We start from the raw sequence: 19,659 nt of genomic DNA, 5'->3' as shown, positions 1-19,659 counted from the left end.
ATGCCGGAACTCGAACTGGCGCTGGCCGAAGTCGCCGCCGAAATGACCGAGCGCCCCGATCGCGGCGATGTCGCGACCTACATTCCCCAATTGGGCAAGGTCGATCCAAGGAAATTCGGCATAGCCGCCGTCACCAATGACGGTCGCGTGCTGGTGGCGGGCGATGCCGACCAGCCCTTCTCCATCCAGAGCATCTCGAAGGTGTTCACCTTGACGCTGGCACTCGGCAATGTCGGCGACGCGCTGTGGAAACGGGTAGGGCGCGAGCCGTCGGGCAATCCGTTCAACTCGATCGTCCAGCTCGAGCATGAGAACGGTATTCCGCGCAATCCGTTCATCAATGCCGGCGCCATCGTCATTTCCGACATTCTGCTTGCCGGCCACCAGCCGCGCGAGGCGATCGGCGAGATCCTGCGTTTCATCCAGTTCCTGGCCGACGACGAGACCATCATCATCGACCGCGAGGTCGCGGCGTCCGAACGCGCCACCGGCTATCGCAATTTCGCGCTCGCCAACTACATGAAATCCTTCGGCAATCTTCATCATGCGCCGGAACTGGCGCTCGGCGTCTATTTCCACCATTGCGCCATCGCCATGAGTTGCCGGCAACTGGCGATGGCGGGCCGCTTCCTCGCCAATGGCGGCAAGAACCCAGCGACCGGCCATTCGGTGGTGTCGGCGGAGCGGGCGCGGCGCATCGGCGCCATGATGCTGACCTGCGGCCACTATGACGGCTCCGGCGATTTCGCCTTCCGTGTCGGCATTCCGGGAAAAAGCGGCGTCGGCGGCGGCATATTGGGCATTGTGCCGGGCGTCGCCTCACTTGCCGTCTGGTCGCCCGGTCTCAACGCCAACGGCAATTCCAAGCTGGGTTCGATCGCGCTGGAAAAGCTGGCCAGGATGATGAACTGGTCGATCTTCGCGCCATAACTTCGCGACCTGTTGCAACGCCAGATATGAAAAATCCCGCGCCGTCTTTCGACCCGCGCGGGATTTTCTTATCAAGAAATCACTTCAACCAATTGAAAAGCTTAGAAAAAGCCCTTCCGCTGCCACCAGCCGGCACGCTTCGGCTTTTCTTCGGCCTTGGCTTCCGGCTCATCGGCGACGGTCGAGGAAACCACGGGTACGACCGGTGCATCGATGGCCGCCGGCTTGCGTCGTGACGGTCGGGCCTTTGCAGGCTCTTCCGCGACGGCCGCGACCACTGTTTCCTCGGCAACAGCCACCGGAGCCTCGACCGGCGTTTCCGCGGCTGCTTCGACAACAGTCGTTTCGGCGACGGCCTCGGCGGCTGCCCTCTTCGGCTTGGCTGCGCGACGCGGCTTCTTGGGCTTCTCGGTGCTCGGCGCCTCTTCGCTTACGATAGCCACCGGCTCTTCGGCCACAGCAACAACCACGGGCTCGATCGACGCAGGCTCGCTTTCGGAAGCATCAGCTTCGGACGGCTCGCTCGTTTCGCCGGCACTTGCCTCGGTCTCGCCTTCGCCGTCTTCACGGCGATTGCGCTTGCCGCCGCGCTTGCCGCGCCGGCGCTTCTTGCCCTGGCTGTCATCCGAAGCCTGCGCCGCCTCGTCAGAGGCTCCGGCAGCGACCGGAGCGGCGTCGTCGGTTTCGGTGTCGTCATCGTCTGCCGCGTTTGCCGGGCCGGCGAAATCGCCGGCCGGAGCGGAGATGGATGAGCCGTCCGTCGGGGCGCCATGCTCGCGATCGCGGTCCCTGCCGCCGCGACGTCTGCGACGCTTGCGGCGCTTGCGGTCGCGGCCTTCGCCGTCCTCGCCACCGGCAGGCCGCGGCTGCTGGTTTTGCTGCGGCTGCTGGCGCGGCTGCTCGGCCTGGACCACGACCTCATCATCTTCCTCGACGACGACAATCTCGTCCTCGGGCTCTTCCGGCTCGACATAGGCCGGCAGGCTGCGCGCCTCGACAAAGCCCTCGGGCTTTTCGGCCAGAGCGCCGCGGAAGATCGCATAGTGCTGCGCGCCAACCGTATCGTCGGCCTCGATGGTGATGGTCAGGCCGAAGCGGCTTTCGAGTTCAACCAGTGTGCCGCGCTTGTGGTTGAGCACATAGAGCGCGGTCGCCGCCGGCGTCCGCACCGTGATGTGGCTGCGCGAATCCTTGAGCAGGAATTCCTCGATCGCCCGCACCACCATCAGCGCGACCGACGAATCGGAGCGCACATGGCCGGTGCCGCCGCAATGCGGGCAGGGCTTCATGGTCGATTCCAGCACGCTGGCGCGGATGCGCTGGCGTGACATCTCCATCAGGCCGAAATGCGAGATGCGGCCGACCTGGATACGGGCGCGGTCGTTCTTGAGGTGATCCTTCAGCCGCTTCTCGACGGAGCGGTTGTTGCGGTTCTCCTCCATGTCGATGAAGTCGATGACGATCAGCCCGGCCAGATCGCGCAGCCTGAGCTGACGCGCGACTTCCTCGGCCGCTTCCAGATTGGTGTGGAGCGCGGTGTCCTCGATCGAGTGCTCCTTGGTGGAGCGCCCCGAATTGACGTCGATGGCGACCAGCGCCTCGGTCTGGTTGATGATGATGTAGCCGCCGCTCTTCAGCGTCACCTGCGGCTGCAGCATGCGGTCGAGCTGCGCCTCGATGCCGTTGCGCACGAAGATCGGCGTCGTATCGCGGAACGGCTGAACCACCTTGGCGTGGCTCGGCATCAGCATGCGCATGAAGTCCTTGGCCTCGCGGTAGCCTTCCTCGCCGGAGACGAGAATCTCGTCGATATCCTTGTTGTAGAGGTCGCGTACCGAACGCTTGATCAGGCTGCCTTCCTCGTAGACCAGGGCAGGGGCGGTGGACTGGAGCGTGAGATTGCGCACGTTCTCCCAAAGCCGCATCAGATATTCATAGTCGCGCTTGATCTCGGCCTTGGTGCGGCTCTCGCCGGCCGTACGCAGGATGACGCCCATGCCCTGCGGCACTTCGAGGTCGGCGACGACCTCCTTCAGGCGCTTGCGGTCGACCGCGCTGGTGATCTTGCGGGAAATGCCGCCGCCGCGCGCCGTGTTCGGCATCAGCACCGAATAGCGGCCGGCAAGCGACAGATAGGTGGTGAGTGCGGCGCCCTTGTTGCCGCGCTCTTCCTTGACGACCTGCACCAGAAGGATCTGCCGGCGCTTGATCACTTCCTGGATCTTGTACTGGCGGCGCACCGGCTTGCGGCGGTTGCGCACTTCTTCCAGCGCATCCTCGGCGCCGACCGATTCGATCTCGTGGTCATCGGGATGCGAGGACTGTACTTCCTCGAGCATGCCGCGATCATTGTCGCCGGACGTTGCTTCGGTGCCCTGTTCCGTCTGCGAGACGGGTTCGGAAATCACATCGCCTTCGACCGCGGCGGCGATCGACGTCGGGCCACCCTCGCGGGTTTCGGTTTCGTCCTGCTCGGCGGAACCTTCATCATGGCCGGACGCGTCAGCATCATGCTCCGAGCTATCTGAATGTTCTGATGTATCGGCTGCGTGTTCGATGATCTCGGAGGTGTGGGAGATCTCCTCGACAACGATGTCGCCATTGTCGCTGCCTTCGCCTGCCTCGCCGTCGCCTGCCTCGCCCGCATCGCGCTTGTGCTCACCGCGGTCGCGGCTCTTGCCGCCGCGCCGGCGCCCGCGCCGTCCGCGCTCGCGGCTCTGGCGGTCCTCGCCGTCGCCATCCTCGTCCTCTTCGTCTTCGGCCTCCTGCGCTTCGGCGCGCAGCAAGGCCTGACGATCGGCGACCGGGATCTGGTAGTAGTCGGGGTGTATTTCACTGAAGGCGAGAAAACCGTGACGGTTGCCGCCATATTCGACAAAGGCTGCCTGAAGGGAGGGTTCGACGCGCGTTACGCGGGCGAGGTAGATATTTCCTTTGAGCTGCTTCTTGTCCTGGGATTCAAAGTCGAATTCTTCGATACGGTTACCGCGTACGACGACAACTCGTGTTTCCTCCGGGTGGGAGGCGTCTATCAGCATTTTGTTGGGCATTATTTCGTTTCCTCCCGGCAGCCGTCAGCCGCAGCTTGCAAGGCAAAGTCCGCTGCTGCGTGTCTGGAGTGTGGGTGCCGGATGTCTGAATGTCCGCCGGACGGTGCCTGCGCGTCATGGCGGTGCCGCCCGCAGCCATACTGGCGCGGTTTGATGCGGACCTTTCCATGATTGCGCTTGAAGCCATCGTCACCAGCAGAACCTTTTGAACCAAAGCCCGGAAACCGGACCAGCTTGTTTGCTCATACAGAGCCGGCACGGGAACAAACCCGGCCGTTTTCCTCACGCAGGCGATTCCCCCGCCACGGGAGCACGCCTGCGAAATTCGTCGCAATCACCTGAACCCTTTTCGCGTGAAGCGAAAGGAGCCGCCTTTCATCTGACCCTGTAGCAGGAAGCTGCGGAGGAGGGCGGTTCCAGGATTGCAGTGATCCACTATCGCTTTTATGATTTGGCGGGGTGGAAGGCAACCCCGATTTCCGATGCCGGCAAAAAGCAGTTCCGTAGCGTAAGCCTGGGTTCGAACCCTGCATGAAAAGGCTTGGTTAACCTTCTCTGGATACCAATCGTTAATCGAGTTCGCGGCCTAACCGGCACTTCGACGAAACGAACGGGCGCCTGGCGCCAAACCGGGAGCGACTGGAAGAGAGATGGGACTGGCAGACTTCACAGACAAGGGATGTCGTGTCGGCGGCCGGATTCTTGGCGCTTTATGCCTTCTGCTGCTGCTGGCGATTTCCCAGGCCTTCTCTGTTGCCCATGCCGCCGACGCGCCACTGGTGGCGAAAGGCTACAAGATGGCGGGCGATGCCACCAAGATGCGCATCGTCGTGGATTTCGATCGCGAACCGGATATCAAATGGTTTCTGCTGCGCGGACCCAATCGTCTGGTCATCGACCTGGCGAATACCAGGCTGGCCATCGACGCCAAGGATTTGAAGCCGCGCGGCCTTGTCAAGGGCGTGCGCCTGGGCGAGCTTGGCGAGGGCGTTTCGCGGCTGATCCTCACCGGCAAGGGCCCGTTCGCCGTCGACAAGCTGGACGTGCTCAAGAATGAGGACGGAACCGGCTACCGCATCGCCATCGACATGTCGGCCGCCTCCGAACGGGAGTTCGACGCCGCCCTTGCCAACCAGGCGCTGACCACCGGCTCGACGGTTTCGACCGACAAGGGCGGGCGGGTCGGCACCGGGCCGGTCTCCAATCCGGGCCACCGCTTCACCGTCGTCATCGATCCCGGCCATGGCGGCGTCGATGGCGGTGCAGAGGGTCTGAACGGCACCATCGAGAAGAACGTCACGCTGGCCTTCGCCACGGAACTGCGGGACAAGCTCGCCGCCATCGGCAAATACGATGTCTTCATGACGCGCGACACCGATGAATATCTGCGTCTGGACGACCGCGTGCGCATTGCCCGCCAGCATGAGGCCGACCTGCTGATTTCGATCCATGCTGACACAATCAGCGTCAAGGGCATCCGCGGCGCCACCGTCTACACCGTCTCCGACAAGGCGTCGGATCCCGAGGCGCAGGCGCTTGCCGACCGCGAGAATCTCTCCGACCAGTTCGCCGGCATGGTCATCAAGGACGGTAACAAGGAAGTGACCGACATCCTGATCGACCTGATCCGCCGCGAAACGCACACATTTTCGATGAGTTTCGCCCACACATTGGTCGGCCAGCTGTCGACCAGCGTCGGCCTCATCAACAATCCGCAGCGTTCCGCAGGTTTCAAGGTGCTGAAGGCACCAGACGTGCCATCCGTTCTGGTCGAACTCGGCTATCTCTCGAATGCCAAGGACGAGGCGCAGCTGCTCGACGCCGAATGGCGCAACAAGGCCGCACAAAGCATCACCAACGCCGTTGCGCTGTTTGCCTCCGCCCGGGCCGGAACGGTGACCGGAGGTTGACATGGCTGGCGGCGCCTGCAACCTGAGGCAGCGTTGCTGGATGACAACACCCGGTGCCTTTTATTTCCGGCGCGCGGTCACGAAATCAGGCCTTGCCGTATTTTGTCCACATGGTGGCGACATGGGTTTTCGATTACGGATTGGGACCAGTTCGAAAGCTTGCGTGGAAGGCGGCTTCGTTTAGGAAATTCCCGAACCAAGGACTGGAGCGGGTATGATTCGTCTCATTGGCTATTTCTTCGGCATCGGCACGACGCTGGCCCTTCTGGTCGCGTCGGGCGTTGCGATTTATGTCGGCCATGTAGCAAAGGATCTGCCTGACTACGAAGTGCTGGCCAAGTACGAGCCGCCGGTGACCACCCGCATCCATGCCTCGGATGGCTCTCTGATGGCGGAGTATGCGCGCGAACGGCGCCTGTATTTGCCGATCCAGGCCATTCCGGATCGCGTCAAGGCGGCCTTTCTGTCTGCCGAGGACAAGAATTTCTACAGCCATCCGGGTGTTGACATAACGGGCTTGGGCCGGGCGGCGCTCACCTACGTTTCGGGTGGACCGATGCAGGGGGGGTCGACGATCACCCAACAGGTTGCCAAGAACTTCCTTCTCACCAACGAGCGCTCCCTGGAACGCAAGGTCAAGGAGGCCATCCTTTCGTTCCGCATCGAACAGGCCTATTCCAAGGATCGTATCCTTGAGCTCTATCTCAATGAGATTTTCTTTGGCTTCAACGCCTATGGTGTCGCCGGCGCCGCACTGACCTATTTCGATAAATCGGTGAACGAACTGACCGTGGCCGAGGCCGCTTATCTGGCATCGCTCCCGAAAGGTCCGGCCAACTACAATCCGTTCAAGCATGCCGATCGCGCGATTGAGCGGCGAAACTGGGTCATCGGCCAGATGGTCGAGAACGGTTACGTGACCCCCGAAGAGGGTGCGAAGGCGAAGGCCGAACCGCTTGGCGTCGCCCCGCGTCGCACCGGCTCCTATTTGTTCGCGGGCGAATATTTCACCGAAGAGGTTCGCCGGCAGATCATCGCCCGCTATGGCGAGAACGCGCTCTATGAGGGCGGCCTTTCCATTCGCACGACCCTTGACCCGAAGGTTCAGCTCATTGCCCGCAAGGCGATGCAGAACGGCTTGATGAAATACGACACCCTGCGCGGCTATCGCGGGCCGGTGAAATCAATCGACGTGTCCGGTGACTGGGGCGTACCGCTGGGCAACGTCAAGGGACTGGAGGACGTTCCTGAATGGTCGCTCGCCGTCGTGCTCGACTCCTCGGCATCCGGCCTCTCGATCGGCCTGCAGCCCGCACGCCAGGCGTCGGGAGACATCGTCAAGGAGCGTGTCGAAGGCACCGTCAGCAAGGACGACATGGGCTTTGCCATGCGCCATCTGGTCGACGGCAAGACGGTCAAGGCCAAGTCGCCGGCCGACGTGCTGAAGCCGGGCGACGTCATCTTCGTGCAGAAGAACGAAGGTTCCGACAACACTTACAGCTTGCGTCAGGTTCCCGAGGTGGAAGGCGGTCTGATCGCGATGGATCCGCACACCGGCCGCGTGCTGGCCATGGTCGGCGGCTTCTCCTATTCGCAGTCGGAATTCAACCGTGCCACCCAGGCGATGCGCCAGCCGGGCTCCTCGTTCAAGCCGATCGTCTATTCGGCCGCGCTCGACAACGGCTATACGCCGGCCTCGGTGATCATGGACGGACCGATCACCATCCAGAGCGGCAACACGACCTGGACGCCGAAGAACTATGACGGCACGGTCGCCGGGCCGGCAACCCTGCGCTCCGGCATCGAGAAGTCACGCAACCTGATGACGGTGCGGCTTGCCAACGACATGGGCATGAAGCTGGTCGTCGAATATGCCGAGCGCTTCGGCGTCTACGATCATCTGGCGCCGTATCTGCCGATGGCGCTGGGCTCCGGCGAGACGACCGTCATGCGCATGGTTTCGGCCTATTCGATTATGGCCAATGGCGGCAAGTCGATCAAACCGTCGCTGATCGACCGCATCCAGGACCGCTACGGCAAGACCGTGTTCAAGCAGGATGAGCGTGGCTGCGAGGGCTGCAACGCACCTGAGTGGAAGAACCAGCTGGAGCCGGAACTGGTCGACAATTCCGAGCAGGTGCTCGATCCGATGACCGCCTACCAGATCACTTCCATGATGGAAGGCGTGGTGCAACGCGGTACCGGCGCCACCATTGGCGAGCTTGGCCGCCACATCGCCGGCAAGACCGGCACCACCAACGACGAGAAGGACGCCTGGTTCATCGGTTTTACGCCCAACCTCGTCGTCGGCCTCTACATGGGCTACGACACGCCGCGTGGCCTTGGCCATGGCGCCACCGGCGGCGGTCTCGCCGCCCCGATCTTCAAGGATTTCATGCGCGTGGCGCTGGACGGCACGCCCAATGTCGACTTCAAGGTTCCCGACGGCATGAACCTGATTGCCATCAACCGCAAGACCGGCATGCGTGCCGCGTCGGGCGATCCCGGCACCATCATCGAGGCCTTCAAGCCGGGCACCGGTCCCGCCGACAGCTATTGGGTGATCGGCATGGGCGCCGACGGCTCCAACGCGTCGGGCGGCCCACTGTCGCCGCAGGCCAACCAGGCCATCCAGGACGGCGGCGGCGGCCTCTACTGACGGGTCCAGATGCGGATCGCTGGGCTGGCCTGTGGGCCGGCCCATTTCGCTTTACACATGGCGGCGCCGTCCCTATGTATCGCGCCGACCGAAGTGTCACTTCAGCAACAGGACAAAATACCAGGCCATGCGCGCGGAAACGCAGAATATTGTCGACGAGATCAGGCAGGCGATAACCCTGCTGAGGAGGCATCTTTGACTGGGATCAGGCCATAAAGCGGCTTGAATACCTGAATGTCCGGGCCGAGGACGCCAGCCTCTGGAACGAACCGCTGGAAGCGCAGAAGCTGATGCGCGAACGCCAGGGCCTCGAGGAAGGCATCGCGGCGGTCAAGGGCATCACCCAGGCGCTGGAAGACAATATCGGCCTGATCGAGCTTGGCGAGGAAGAAGGCGACGAAGGCGTCATCGCCGAGGCCGAAGCAGCGATCCGCTCGATGCAGGGCGAGGCGAAGGCCCGCCAGGTCGAAACGCTGCTGTCAGGTGAAGCCGACGCCAACGACACCTATCTCGAAATCCACGCCGGCGCCGGCGGCACCGAAAGCCAGGACTGGGCCTCGATGCTTTTGCGCATGTACACGCGCTGGGCCGAGCGCCGCCGCTTCAAGGTCGAGGTGCTGGAAGTGCATGACGGCGAAGAGGCCGGTATCAAGTCCGCCACGCTGATGATCAAGGGCCACAATGCCTATGGCTGGATGAAGACGGAATCCGGTGTCCACCGCCTGGTGCGCATCTCGCCCTATGACAGCAATGCGCGCCGGCACACCTCCTTCGCCAGCGTCTGGGTCTATCCGGTCATCGACGACACGATCGAGATCGACGTTTCCGAATCGGACGTGCGCATCGACACTTATCGCTCGTCGGGTTCGGGCGGCCAGCACGTCAACACCACCGATTCGGCCGTGCGCATCACCCATATTGCTACCGGCATCGCGGTTGCCTGCCAGGCTGAGCGTTCACAGCACAAGAACAAGGCCAAGGCATGGGAGATGCTGCGCTCACGTCTCTACGAGGAAGAGCTGAAGAAGCGGGAGGCCATCGCCAACGCCACCGAAGCCTCGAAGAGCGACATCGGCTGGGGCCACCAGATTCGTTCCTATGTGCTGCAGCCCTACCAGCTGGTGAAAGACCTTCGCACCGGCGTTGAAAGCACCAGCCCGTCGAGCGTGCTCGATGGCGACCTTGACGATTTCATGGAAGCCTCGCTGTCGCAGCGCATCGAGGGCGGCGCGGGTGAGGCCGTGGCGGATCTGGACTAGCACCGTCCGCCGCCAAACCTGGATTGTGACCGCTCGCATAGGACGAAGCGGGCCATCACCGACGACGACTGCCGTCGTTGTGAGGTCACCTGTTGCTGCCTTGGGCGGCCGAGCAACAGGGTGCGGGCCGGCCACGCAGCAATTTCTTGCGCCGACTCACATTTCGGCTCACCATTTAAGGCAGGAGGAGACAAAAGCATTTATGGCCGGTCGCGGCATATTTGCTGACGATTGGCCGCTGGGAAGACACGTTCCGGGAACGGGCAAGCGAAACGCTTGAACCTGGTTTGAAAGGAACGTTCCCATGTCTGCTGCCAGTTCCAGATCGGCCATCGCCGTTCCATCGGTTGGCCAGCTTGTCATTCCCCTTTGCGCGGCGTGCGTGATCGCGCTGCTGTCGGCGCCGGCCCTGGCGCATGACGCCAAGCCGACCGCGGCCAAACCGCAAGGCTGGAGTTATCCGTTTGCCTGCTGCGCGAACTACGACTGCCACGAGGTATCGCAAACCTCGATCAGCGAGCGCCCGGAAGGCTATGTCATCAAGGACACCGGGGAGGTGCTGGCCTACAGCGACAGGCGCATCAAGGATTCGCCCGACGGCGAATTCCATTGGTGCGCCCATGAGGCGGGGCTCGATGCCGGCAAGACCATCTGCCTGTTCGTGCCACCATCGTCTTACTAATGCATGTCGCCCAAAGTGGCCTTGGTTTTGGGAAAACGACATGCACAAAGACAAAGACCTAAAGCGCGTCGCATGAATCCGTCTCGGCGCGACGCGCTTTAGGGTTTGCTGTCGGCTGTTCACGGGCAAAGCCTGCTGACAGACAGTTGTCAGGATCGCTTCTTTATGGTGCCCTGCTGCATGGGCGGCGGACAATGGAGAGGTGATGTCGATGACCATCAAGGGAAGCTGCCACTGCAAGGCGACGACATTCGAGGTTTCAGAGGCACCGCAGACGGTGACGCAATGCACCTGTTCGTTCTGCTCGAAACGCGGCTCGCTCTGGGCCTATTACACCCCATCTCAGTTCAGGCTCATCACGCCGCTGAAAAACGTCGCCTTCTATCAATGGGGCTCGAAAACCGTGAAGCATGGTTTTTGCACCACTTGCGGCTGCGGCACTTTCACCGAAACACCGGATTGGTCGACCGGCGAGCCGGATTTCGACAATCCGAAGATCAGCGTCAATTCGCGGTTGTTCGATAATTTCGATCTCGACAAGGTGGAAGTGGTGGTCATTGACGGCAAGAATCTCTGGTAGCCGGCCAATGCGGGCGTCACGTAACTGACCCCGGGAAAAGCCGTCGTGGGCGCTTTTCCCGTTCCGCTTTTCGCCGCAATTCATGGTACAAGTCGCGGGAAGGGCTGATTTGGCACCGTCGAAAAAGGCGCGACTTGGAGAGGGACCATCTATGAAGAAGACCGTGCTCGTCGTCGTGGCGACGGCTTTGCTCGTGAGCGCTTGCACCACCACCGACCCATATACGGGCGACCAGAAGATTTCCAACACGGCCGCTGGTGCCGGTCTTGGTGCCCTTGCAGGTGCCAGCCTTGGTCTGCTTGCCGGCGGCAATGATCGCCGCAACGCGCTGATTGGCGCCGGCATCGGTGCGCTGGCCGGCGGCGCCATCGGCGCCACCATGGATCAGAACGAAGCTGAACTGCGCCGGCAGCTCGAGGGCACTGGTGTCAGCGTCACCCGCAGTGGCGACCAGATCATCCTCAACATGCCGTCGGACATCACCTTCAATGTCGATCAGGATGCGGTGAAGCCCGGCTTCTATTCGGTGCTGAACTCGGTTGCGCTGGTGCTGAAGAAGTTCAAGCAGACCACGGTCGACGTGTTCGGTCATACCGATTCGACCGGCGGCGACCAGCACAATTTCGATCTGTCGCAGCGCCGCGCGCTGGCGGTCGCCAACTATCTGTCCGGTCAGGGCGTCGATCAGCGCCGCTTCGCGGTCACCGGCTTCGGCAAGACGCGGCCGATCGCATCCAATGCGACGGCCGCCGGCCGCGAGCAGAACCGTCGCGTCGAAATCCAGCTGTCGCCGCTCACCTGATCTGATCGGCAATCGAATGCGAAACGGCCCCCATGCGGGGCCGTTTCTGCTTGAGCGGCCATAGGCGCTCTTCAGATTGCAACGTATGAGAATTAGCTAGTTCTAAATAACCGCTTTCCCGCAACCATGGAAAGGAATAGCTTTGACTTTGTTCCAGAGGGGATGAGGCGGTACAACTGGCCGCGCGATAAGCATTTTCCCGCCTCGGTCTGCACGGCCAGATGAAATATCTGGGAGGAATGCATGACAAGAACAGCCAGCCTTGGGCGCTGCGGCGTCCTCGTTTTGACCGGTGTTGTAGGCGCGTGGTTGGGGGTCGCTACGGCTCGGGCCGAGGACGCCAACAAGGCCGATATCGAAGCCTTGAAGAAATCGTTGGCGAAGTACGAAGACTATACCGCAGCTGTCCGCGACCTCTATCTGTCGACGGTTGGCTGCGTCTACTATGCTGGCGAAAAGATACCGGGCGCGATGTTTTATCCGAAAGGCGCCATGGGCATCCATTTCGTCAACGCCATGAGCGTCGGCCAGAAGCTCGACCCGATGAAGCCCAACGCCCTGATCTACGAGCCGACCAAGAAAGGCCTGAAGTTGGTCGGCGTGGAATGGCTGGTGCCGCTGACGCCGGACATCAAAGAACCGCCAAAACTGTTTGGCCAAACCTTCATGGGGCCGATGGAAGGACACTATCCGCTCATCCCGAGGGAGTTCGTCCACTATGATCTTCACGCTTGGCTGTTCAGGGACAATCCGAACGGCATGTTCAGTCCGACGAACCCGAACGTGAAATGCACCAAGGCCGAGTTTCCGATGCTGGAGAAGCCGACCAAGATGATGCCTGGGCCAATGTAACGGGCGAGGCAGGCCAGAAGCTTACTGCGAAGGCAAGCCGGATCGCTGGCTTGCCTTCGAAAGTTGGCCGGAGATCAGACCTTGGCGACGATGCGCATGAAGGCCGGCATGTCATCGCCAAAGCCAACGGTGGTGTCGTTGTCTTCCTGGTGGCGGTGACGGGCAGGGCGGCTGCTTTCGCGCTGCGGCCTGGTATCGCCCCGTCCCGGTGCGCGCTGTTCGTTGCGATCGGAGGATTTGCGTTCGGTGTTGTCCGAACGGATCGCCTCCTTGCGCGCACGCCGTTCGCCAATGTCGGCGACGGGCGTCTCAGCCACATCGGGCTGTTCTTGCTGTGCGACCACGGTCGAGGCATCTTCCTCGCTGTGTCTGGCGCGACGTTCGCCGCCCTTTTTGCGCTCGCCCCTGTCCTTGCGATCGTCGTCCTTGCGGCCGGCGCGACGCGGCGCGCCTTTGCCACGGCGCGGAGCATCGTCTTCGCCGCCTTCGCTGACCACGACCGTCGACAGGTCGCCATCATGCCATTCGATCTTGGTGCCGATCAGCCGTTCGATGGCGTCGATATACTTGGTGTCGGACTTCGTCGCGATGGTGAAGGACTTGCCGGAGCGCCCGGCGCGGCCGGTGCGGCCGATGCGGTGGACATAGTCCTCGGCATGGATCGGCACGTCATAGTTGAAGACGTGGCTGACATCGGGGATGTCGAGGCCGCGCGCGGCGACGTCCGAAGCCACGAGATAGCGAAGCTTGCCGTCACGGAAATTGGCCAGCATCTGCATGCGGGCGCGCTGATCCATGTCGCCATGCAGGGCGCCGGCATCGAAATCATACTTCAGCAGCGAGCGGAACAGCTCGGACACTTCGACCTTGCGGTTGCAGAAGATGATGGCGTTCTTCAGCTCCGCGTCTTCGGCCTTGATGAGGTTGCGCAACGTCTCGCGCTTGTCCCAGGGCTTCGAGCCGGATTTGACCAGCCGCTGGATGATGTTGGTGGCGGCCGACGCGGCCTTCGAAACTTCGACACGCACCGGCGCGTGCAGAAACTTTTCCGTCAGCTTGGTGATTTCCGGCGGCATGGTTGCCGAGAAGAACAGCGTCTGCCGGGTGAACGGGATCATTTCGCAGATGCGCTCGATATCGGGAATGAAGCCCATGTCGAGCATCCGGTCGGCCTCGTCGATGACGAGGATCTCGACGCCGTTGAGCAGCAGCTTCCCGCGCTCGCGGTGGTCGAGCAGACGGCCAGGCGTCGCGATCAGCACGTCGGCGCCGCGCTCCAGCTTCTTGTCCTGCTCATCGAACGACACGCCGCCGATCAAAAGCGCGATGTTGAGCTTGTGGTTCTTGCCATATCTGATGAAATTCTCTTCGACCTGTGCGGCGAGTTCGCGCGTCGGCTCCAGGATCAGCGTGCGCGGCATACGAGCGCGAGCCCGGCCCTTTTCGAGGCGGGTCAGCATTGGCAGCACAAAGGAAGCCGTTTTGCCGGTGCCGGTCTGGGCGATGCCCAAAATATCCTTGCCGAGCAGGGCGTGCGGGATGGCACCGGCCTGGATCGGCGTCGGCTGCGTGTAGCCGGCATCGGTGACTGCGGAAAGCACCTTCGGCGACAGGCCGAGGTCTGAAAAGGTCAACGCTTCTTGAGCGATCGTGGTGTCTGAGGACAAGTGTTGTTGTCTTTGGCTGGTTCGGGGAAGCGCAACGGCTTTTGTCGCGGCAAGCGCCGCGCGCTTGCAAGATTGGCATTGCGATTAGGCGCAAGTCCGCGATTTGTCAACAGAAACGGGCGGGATTGGCGCGATTGTGAAGTTGTAACCTTAATCGCGATGCTTAATCCGGCCGCTTGTCTGTGTGCCGGCTCAGTACCGGAACTGTTCAGCCAGGATGCGCTCGTTCCAGGAGTGATTGGGGTCGAACAGCAAGGTCGCCGTCGCTGCCGGCGACTCCCGCACCGTTACCGAGGTCACCGCCTTGACTTCCGTATGGTCGGCGGCGGCATTCACAGGCCGCTTTTCCGGCTCCAGAATGTCGAAGCGCACGGTCGCCTTGTTGGAAAGCAACGCGCCACGCCAGCGGCGCGGGCGGAACGGGCTGACTGGAGTGAGCGCCAGAAGCGGCGCGTCGAGTGGCAGGATCGGGCCGTGTGCGGAGAGATTGTAGGCCGTGGATCCGGCTGGCGTGGCGATCATGACGCCGTCGCAGCTCAGTTCCTCGAGCCGGATCTGTTCATCGACGCTGATGCGGATCTTGGCTGTCTGATAGGATTGGCGCCACAGCGCAACTTCGTTGATCGCCAGCGCCGAAACGGTTTCGCCTTCCGAGGTGACGGCCAGCATTTCCAGCGGGCGGATGGTTTCGGCGACCGCGGCCGCGATTCGCTCGGTGAGTCCCCCGGAACGGTACTCATTCATCAGGAACCCGATGGTGCCACGGTTCATGCCGTAGACCTTCTTTCCCGTTCCCATCGTATCGCGCAAGGTCTGCAGCAGGAAGCCGTCGCCGCCCAGGGCCACCACAACGGCGGCCTCCGCGATCGAACGTTGGCCATAACGCGCCGACAGGCTTTCCAGCGCCGCCTTGGCGTCTGTTGTGTCGGACGAGACGAAGGCGATGCTGTTGGCGGCTGTGCTCATGGCTCCCCGATCGCGACCGATTGGCGACGGGTCTGGCCGCGCCAGCGCCGGGGTAGCATGGTGCGGGCAGGTCTGCAAAGAGAGCCGTTGCGCCACTGGGCAAAGCCATGCCACGACGGCATCGTCCCGACCGGCAGGTCGCGCTTCATGACAGGGCACGCGCGAATGTGATGGTTAAGGCGGGGCTTAAAGTCTCGTAAAGGCGGATGGATCATGTTAGCCGGCATGGATGGCGTGGGGGCGCCCGCAGCACCGCAAGTATCCTTCGGGATCCTAAAAGGACGCTGTGGCACTTTTGATTTGTGCGTATCATCCCGGGAATATCCTGATGTTCCTGGGCACGCACCAGCCAGACGAGGCCGACATATTGCCGGTAGCACGCCTGATCATCGTCTTTGTCATGCTGGGTAGCTTCGCGCTGGTCTTCGCCGAGATTGTGCGCCAGTCGGAAGAAATGAGTAACAGACCGCTGCCTACGGCGTCACGCTGTGGCGATGCGACCGGAATGCCTTGCCCGCAAAGGGCACTGTAGGTTGCCAAAATCCACTCACCCGCCCGCGCCATATATCCCGGCCACGGTTTGACCCTCGGGCGACCGGTTATCGGCTGGCGCAAGACAAGTTTGATCGTTGCAATTGCGGCATCGGTGAAAGCACTGGTAGAAAGACTTTCGGATCTGGATAGGACACCGTTCCCATCATCCCGGGGAAACAAGCCCTGCGGCGCGTTGACCGGCCGAGTTTCTGGAAGGGAGTGCGCATGCCGCGCAGTGTGTTGGTTTCTGGTGGCTGCGGCTTCATTGGCTCCCATCTTGTCGATCGCCTGCTGCGGCGCGATGATCTGGAAACGCTTGTCGTCGTCGACAATCTGTGGACCGGATTGCGCGACAACATTGCCCATGTCGCGGATCCGCGGTTCAACCTGCAGATTGCCGATGCCGAAAGCTTCACGGCCAGCCGGCATTTCGATGAGATCATACATCTGGCGTCACCGGCTTCGCCCATATGGTACATGCGCGAGCCGGCGCGCACGATCAGGGCCAACGTAGGCGGCGCGCTCAATCTTCTATCACTGCTCAGGCCCGGCGGTCGCTTCTGCTTCGCCTCCACCTCGGAAGTTTATGGCGATCCCCTGGTGTCGCCGCAACCGGAGAGCTACCGGGGATCCGTGGACTGCACCGGGCCAAGGGCTTCCTATGATGAAAGCAAGCGCTGCACCGAGGCGCTGCTGTTCGAAGAGCAACGCGTCAGCGGGCTCGATGTCCGCGTCGTCAGGTTGTTCAACACCTATGGGCCGCGAACGCGCATCGATGACGGCCGCGCTGTTTCGAATTTTGTCAGCCAGGCCCTGACCACGGGAATCCTGACCGTCTATGGCGACGGCTCGCAATCGCGCAGCTGGGGTTATGTCGACGATATCGTCGATGGTCTGGCGCGTTTCTTCTGGCGTGACAGCATCTCGCACCGCGGCCCCTTGAACATCGGCAACAATCGCGAGGTCTCGGTTCTCGAGACCGCGAAATTCGTCAGTTCGCTTGTGCCGGGCAGCCGCATCGAACACCATGCACCTGTCCCGCAGGATCCGACGAACCGGTGCCCGGACTTGACCCTGGCAAGACAGGTTCTTCCCGGATGGGAGGCAAAGACCAGTTACCAGGAAGGGATACGGCGCACCTTCGAATGGTTCCGCCGACAGATTGTGACTGACGGCAGATCGGCGGCAACAGCCTGAGCGCCGGACGTTTTAAGGTTTCAGACCCGACCCGTCATAACGACCGTGAAACAGAATCGAGCTTGCCGGTGAAATAGGGCTCGAGCACGGTTTCGAAGGCCTTCAGGGCCGCGCCGATCGCTTGATGCATGTCGAGATACCGGTAGGTGCCCAACCGTCCGCCCAGATGCAGGTTTTTCTCGGCGGCCGCCCGTTCGAGATAACGACGGTACACCGCCTGATCGCGGCGTGTGTCGATCGGGTAGTAGGGCTCGTCGGTGCGGCCGGCAAAACGCGAATATTCGCGGCCGATAAGTGTCTTGTCGCTCTTGTGCTGGCGTTCCGGATTGAAATGCCGGAATTCGACTACCCGGGTGTAGGGCACGGCTTCGTCGGCATAGTTCATGATCGCCGTGCCCTGATGATCCGGGGTGTCCATGACCTCGAGATCGATATCGATGGTCCGCCAGCCGAGTTCGCCCTCGCAATAGTCGAAATAGCGGTCGATCGGACCGGTGTAGACGACCGGCAGGTCTTTCGGCAGCAAGGGTTTGATATCGAAGAAGTCGATGCCAAGCCGTGTTTCGATGAGCTCATGCGCGAGCATCTTTTCGAAGATCGCGGTATAGCCATCCACAGGTTGGCCCTGGAAACGGTCGTTGAAATAGCCGTCCTCGAATGTGTAGCGGACCGGCAGGCGCGCGATGATCTGCGCCGGCAGTTCGCGCGGGTCCGTCTGCCATTGCTTGGCAGTATAGCCCTTGATGAAGGCCTCGTAGAGCGGACGGCCGACGAGGGAGATCGCCTTCTCCTCGAGATTGGCCGGCGGGCGGTCGCCAAGCTCGGCGGCCTGCTCGGCGATCATGCCGCGCGCTTCATTGGGGCTCAACCGCTTGCCGAAGAACTGGCAGATCGTGGCGAGGTTGATCGGCAGCGGATAGACCTTGTCGCGATAGGTCGAGAACGCACGATGGCGATAGGCCGTGAAACCGGTGAAGGCGCATAGATAATTCCAGACCTCCTCGTTGGACGTGTGGAACAGATGCGGCCCGTAGCGGTGGATCTCGACGCCGGTGGCCGGATCTTGTTCGGTATAGGCATTACCGCCAATGTGTTTGCGCCGGTCGATCACCAGCACGCGCCGGCCGAGTTGCGTGGCGATGCGCTCGGCGAGCGTCGCGCCATAAAAGCCTGCGCCGACAATGAGAATGTCGGTCTTGCTGAGCAGGTTCTTGTCCATTCGCGGATCCAACGCCCTTATGGTTCGAGTATGATCTGAGCCAGGTCGATCGGCTTGGACCATTGCCTGCGCAGCAGATGCCAAAGTCGCCTCTTCCACTTATGCACTTGGCGGAAAGCCCTTCGGTTCCGAGCTGTTATAGCGAGCCCCTACACCAAAGCCGGATGAATGCGAAGGGCCACCAACGGGAGGGTGCCTTTTGTCTGGCATTGTCAGGCCGATGTCTTGCGCCGTGCTTTGCAACACACCGCGAATCTGGAAACGCTACATGATCGATTGTAGGCTCGCCATAGGTTGCAGGCTGACCAAAACACGCGGGGCGAGACTCTCATGAAGCTGATTGTTGTGACCCCGGCAGGCCGTGAGAAGTACCTGCGCCTGCTCAGCCATCATGTTCTGAAAAGTCCCGAGGTGCACGAATGGCATCTGTGGGACAATTGCCGCAACGAAGCCGACCGGGCCTATCTCCAGCGACTGGCAGCCAGCGATCCGCGCTGCAAGATAAAGACGCTTCCAAACGCCGACGGCACTATCGACGTCATCGGCAGGTTCTTTCGCTTCTGTGACGACGCCGACGCTCTCTATCTGCGCCTCGACGACGACGTGGTTTTTCTGGAGGAGGGCTTCCTTCCCAGGTTCAAGGCGCGGGCCATGGCGGAAAAAGGGGCGGCCCTCTGGTATGCACCGCTCATCATCAACAACGCGGTCTGCAACAGCTTGATCAAGAATCTTTCCAGGGTTCTGATCGAAGGACCGCTCACCTGTCAGGCGATGTGTCCGTATTCCTGGGCACATGCCGCCTTTCCCGAGGCGCTTCATCCGGTCTTCATCGAGGCTGTGCGGACCAATAGGCTGGGTGATTTCCGCGTGCCTGACCGGGAAGTCAGGCTGGGTCGCTTCTCGATCAACGCGATAGGGTTTTTCGGGTCGGACATCCTGGAGATCGGCGAGCTTTTCTACCCGCCGGGAAATGATGAAGAAGAATGGCTGTCAGCGACCTTGCCGGCAAAGCTCGATCGGCCGGGCAAGGTTTTCGGCGATCTGGTCGCCGCGCATTTCAGCTTCTTCACACAGGAGCAGCGCCTGCTGCAGACCAACATCCTTGACGACTATTATGCACTCGCCGGCCTGCCGGCTCCGGTTTACGAGAAGCCGGTTGTCCGAACGAGATTGAAGGATCGTCTGAGGCCGTGGCGGAAGCCAAGGAATCGCGGGCCTGACTATCGGATTTCACTTCCCGCCGGCGGCGCTGACTGAGGTCAAGGGTCGCTCGCTGTGCCGTCCACCATTCCTGCGTAGAGGCTGCGGGGCATCCGATGGAGCCACGAAACGCATCGCCGCGAAAAGATATT

At 61.7% G+C, this 19,659-nt stretch carries 15 protein-coding genes; 11 read left to right on the top strand and 4 right to left on the bottom strand.

The window, feature by feature from the left end:
• Complete coding sequence (locus DBIPINDM_RS37545) at window positions 1-930, top strand: glutaminase (RefSeq protein ID WP_258583977.1); 930 nt, start codon at window positions 1-3, stop codon at window positions 928-930.
• Between the two features lie 101 nt (window positions 931-1,031).
• On the opposite strand, the gene DBIPINDM_RS37540 is transcribed toward DBIPINDM_RS37545, so the two are convergent.
• Window positions 1,032-3,980 carry a ribonuclease E/G gene (locus DBIPINDM_RS37540; protein ID WP_258583976.1) on the bottom strand — a complete coding sequence of 983 codons (2,949 nt, stop codon included), beginning with the start codon at window positions 3,978-3,980 and terminating at the stop codon, window positions 1,032-1,034.
• A gap of 650 nt (window positions 3,981-4,630) precedes the next feature.
• Between DBIPINDM_RS37540 and DBIPINDM_RS37535 the strand changes: the two genes are divergently transcribed.
• The 7 genes from DBIPINDM_RS37535 (at window position 4,631) to DBIPINDM_RS37505 (ending at window position 12,724) form a co-directional block, all read left to right on the top strand.
• Window positions 4,631-5,890 (top strand): N-acetylmuramoyl-L-alanine amidase, encoded by a 1,260-nt coding sequence (locus DBIPINDM_RS37535; RefSeq protein ID WP_258583975.1) that lies wholly within the window; start codon window positions 4,631-4,633, stop codon window positions 5,888-5,890.
• A gap of 214 nt (window positions 5,891-6,104) precedes the next feature.
• Window positions 6,105-8,549 carry a penicillin-binding protein 1A gene (locus DBIPINDM_RS37530; RefSeq protein WP_258583974.1) on the top strand — a complete coding sequence of 815 codons (2,445 nt, stop codon included), beginning with the start codon at window positions 6,105-6,107 and terminating at the stop codon, window positions 8,547-8,549.
• Between the two features lie 127 nt (window positions 8,550-8,676).
• Window positions 8,677-9,808, top strand: a protein-coding gene (gene prfB, locus DBIPINDM_RS37525; protein ID WP_258583973.1) for a peptide chain release factor 2 whose coding sequence is annotated in 2 segments (ribosomal slippage) — window positions 8,677-8,742 and window positions 8,744-9,808 — 1,131 coding nt in all. Because the reading frame shifts where the segments join, the coding sequence is not laid out codon by codon here.
• A 304-nt stretch (window positions 9,809-10,112) separates the two neighbouring features.
• Complete coding sequence (locus tag DBIPINDM_RS37520; protein ID WP_258583972.1) at window positions 10,113-10,490, top strand: hypothetical protein; 378 nt, start codon at window positions 10,113-10,115, stop codon at window positions 10,488-10,490.
• Window positions 10,491-10,701: 211 nt separating this feature from the next.
• Window positions 10,702-11,070, top strand: coding sequence for a GFA family protein (locus DBIPINDM_RS37515; RefSeq protein WP_258589435.1), 369 nt, complete (start codon window positions 10,702-10,704; stop codon window positions 11,068-11,070).
• Between the two features lie 151 nt (window positions 11,071-11,221).
• Complete coding sequence (locus tag DBIPINDM_RS37510; protein ID WP_258583971.1) at window positions 11,222-11,872, top strand: OmpA family protein; 651 nt, start codon at window positions 11,222-11,224, stop codon at window positions 11,870-11,872.
• A 243-nt stretch (window positions 11,873-12,115) separates the two neighbouring features.
• Window positions 12,116-12,724, top strand: coding sequence for a hypothetical protein (locus DBIPINDM_RS37505; protein ID WP_258583970.1), 609 nt, complete (start codon window positions 12,116-12,118; stop codon window positions 12,722-12,724).
• A 74-nt stretch (window positions 12,725-12,798) separates the two neighbouring features.
• On the opposite strand, the gene DBIPINDM_RS37500 is transcribed toward DBIPINDM_RS37505, so the two are convergent.
• A complete protein-coding gene (locus DBIPINDM_RS37500) occupies window positions 12,799-14,391 on the bottom strand; it encodes a DEAD/DEAH box helicase (protein WP_258583969.1) in 1,593 nt (530 codons plus the stop codon).
• A gap of 192 nt (window positions 14,392-14,583) precedes the next feature.
• Window positions 14,584-15,357, bottom strand: a complete 774-nt coding sequence (locus DBIPINDM_RS37495) for an NAD kinase (RefSeq protein ID WP_258583968.1) — start codon at window positions 15,355-15,357, stop codon at window positions 14,584-14,586.
• A 328-nt stretch (window positions 15,358-15,685) separates the two neighbouring features.
• Between DBIPINDM_RS37495 and DBIPINDM_RS37490 the strand changes: the two genes are divergently transcribed.
• Both DBIPINDM_RS37490 and DBIPINDM_RS37485 read left to right on the top strand, forming a co-directional pair.
• Window positions 15,686-15,889, top strand: a complete 204-nt coding sequence (locus tag DBIPINDM_RS37490) for a hypothetical protein (protein ID WP_258583966.1) — start codon at window positions 15,686-15,688, stop codon at window positions 15,887-15,889.
• A 227-nt stretch (window positions 15,890-16,116) separates the two neighbouring features.
• Window positions 16,117-17,088 carry an NAD-dependent epimerase/dehydratase family protein gene (locus tag DBIPINDM_RS37485; protein ID WP_258583965.1) on the top strand — a complete coding sequence of 324 codons (972 nt, stop codon included), beginning with the start codon at window positions 16,117-16,119 and terminating at the stop codon, window positions 17,086-17,088.
• Between the two features lie 34 nt (window positions 17,089-17,122).
• On the opposite strand, the gene glf is transcribed toward DBIPINDM_RS37485, so the two are convergent.
• Entirely contained in the window at window positions 17,123-18,307 is a 1,185-nt protein-coding gene (gene glf / locus DBIPINDM_RS37480) for a UDP-galactopyranose mutase (RefSeq protein WP_258583963.1), read from the bottom strand.
• Window positions 18,308-18,637: 330 nt separating this feature from the next.
• On the opposite strand from glf, the gene DBIPINDM_RS37475 reads away from it, so the two are divergent.
• Window positions 18,638-19,564, top strand: coding sequence for a hypothetical protein (locus tag DBIPINDM_RS37475; RefSeq protein ID WP_258583962.1), 927 nt, complete (start codon window positions 18,638-18,640; stop codon window positions 19,562-19,564).
• Window positions 19,565-19,659: the final 95 nt, after the last annotated feature.

It is taken from the genome of Mesorhizobium sp. AR02 (assembly GCF_024746835.1).
Classification (GTDB): domain Bacteria; phylum Pseudomonadota; class Alphaproteobacteria; order Rhizobiales; family Rhizobiaceae; genus Mesorhizobium.
The sequence above is the reverse complement of the archived record's forward strand: the minus strand, read 5'-3'. Positions and strand labels throughout refer to the sequence as shown.